Source organism: Thiobacillus denitrificans (assembly GCF_001530125.1).
Taxonomy (GTDB): Bacteria; Pseudomonadota; Gammaproteobacteria; order Burkholderiales; family Thiobacillaceae; genus Thiobacillus; species Thiobacillus denitrificans_C.
Map to the genome: position 1 here is coordinate 1 of NZ_LDUG01000074.1, position 1,890 is coordinate 1,890.

Here is a 1,890-nt window from a genome sequence, read left to right on the forward strand (position 1 = left end):
GCACTCGCAGCGGGCGCTGCAGGTAGCGGGCTTCTCGCTGGCCGTAGCGGCGAGCGTGGCCTGGGTGATGACGGCGATGGGAACCCTTTCCTCAGGGGCCATCATTGGATGGTGGTTTGGCTGGAGCGTCTACGAGGTGCTGATCCGCCTGTCGGGCAAGCGCTACGTGAAGGACGGCCCGTGGTGGCAGGACCATTACCGCCGTGCCAGCGTGATGGACATGCTGAGCTATGTCGGATTCAAGAATCTGCTGATCGGCGCGGCGCTGTTCCTCGCGCTCAAGGCGCTGGGCTTGTTGTCATTATGAAAACGCCGGTGCTGGCTCTGGCGCTAGCCCTGGCGGCCCTCATCGGCGCGGGCAGTGCGGTCGCCGCCACGCTGACGGTGCGGCCAGGCGACGACCTGGCCGCCGTGGTCAAGGCGGCGGCGCCGGGCGATGTGGTCGAGGTGGCGCGGGGCTTTTACCGTGTCAACCTGCTGATCGACAAGCCGCTGACTTTGCGCGGCATCAATCGCCCCACGCTCAGCGGCGGCCAGACCGGCGACACCATCCGCGTCACGGCGCCCGACGTGGTGATCGAGGGCCTGATAGTGCGCGACTCTGGCGACAGCCTCAAGGACCAGAACGCCGGCATTTACCTCTACCCGGGCGCGCACCGCGCCGTGGTGCAGAACTGCGACCTGACCTACAACCTGTTCGGCCTGTGGATCGAAAAGGCCAACGACGTGCGGGTGCAGGGCAACACGATTACCGGCAAGCGCGAGTACAACTCCTCGCAGCGCGGCAACGGCGTGCAGCTCTACAACACCACGGGCGCGCGCATCTTTGACAACAACATCAGCTTCGTGCGCGACGCGCTGTACGTGGACGTGTCGCACCATGCGATTTTTCGCGGCAACAAGCTGCACCACAGCCGCTACGGCACCCACTACATGAATTCCTACCACAACCTGTGGGAAGACAACGACAGCTACTACAACCGGGGCGGCCTGGCGCTCATGGAGGTGCGCGACCAGGTCGTGCGCAACAACCGCGCCTGGGGCAACTCCGACCACGGCATCATGCTGCGCACCATCCAGGATTCGGTGATCGAGAACAACGTGGTGGCCGGCAACAATCGCGGGTTTTTCATCTACGACGTCGAGTACGCCACGCTCAGGGGCAATCTGGTGGTCGACAACGTGGTTGGCGTGCACCTGGCGGCGGGCTCGACGCGCAACGTGGTCGAGGGCAACGATTTCATCGCCAACCGCGAGCAGGTACGCTATGTCGGGGCGCGAGACGAGCGCTGGGGTGCCCAAAGCGGCAACCACTGGAGCAACTACCTCGGCTGGGACCGCGACGGCAATGGCATTGGCGATGTGCCCTACGAGGCCAACGACATGGTCGATCGCCTGACCTGGCAACATCCCAGCATGAAGCTGCTGCTGGCCAGCCCGGCCGTGCAGGCGCTGCGCCTGGTGGGCCAGCAGTTTCCGATTTTGCGCGTGCCTTCGGTGGTTGATCCCAAGCCGCGCATGCAACCGGGCAACCAACATTGGAGTCAATGGCGTGGCAAGCATTTTTCCGGTCAATAACGGCATCGCGGTTTCGCTGCGCGGCGTGACCAAGCATTACGGCCCGCTGCATGCGGTCGACGGTGTCGATCTGGACATTCAGCGCGGCGAAATCTTCGGCCTCATCGGGCACAACGGCGCGGGCAAAAGCACGCTGTTCAAGATGATGCTCGGACTGGTACCGGTTACGGCGGGCGAGATTCTGGTGGGCGGTGCGCAGGTAGCCGGGCGCGGCTTTCGCGCGGCGCGACGCCACCTGGGTTACCTGCCCGAAAACGTCGTGCTCTACGACAACCTGAGTGGCCTTGAAACCCTGCGTTTTTTTGCCCGCCT

At 64.2% G+C, this 1,890-nt stretch carries 3 protein-coding genes; all 3 read left to right on the forward strand.

Going from position 1 to position 1,890, the window contains the following annotated elements; genetic code table 11:
* Window positions 1–307, forward strand: a 307-nt coding sequence (locus ABW22_RS16430) for a transcription regulator (protein WP_202813986.1), incomplete at its 5' end; no start/stop codon positions are given.
* Complete coding sequence (locus ABW22_RS16435; RefSeq protein WP_059759448.1) at window positions 304–1,578, forward strand: nitrous oxide reductase family maturation protein NosD; 1,275 nt, start codon at window positions 304–306, stop codon at window positions 1,576–1,578. The genes ABW22_RS16430 and ABW22_RS16435, both read left to right, overlap by 4 nt.
* A partial coding sequence (locus ABW22_RS16440) for an ATP-binding cassette domain-containing protein (RefSeq protein WP_157648707.1) occupies window positions 1,553–1,890 on the forward strand: 338 nt, incomplete at its 3' end. The genes ABW22_RS16435 and ABW22_RS16440, both read left to right, overlap by 26 nt.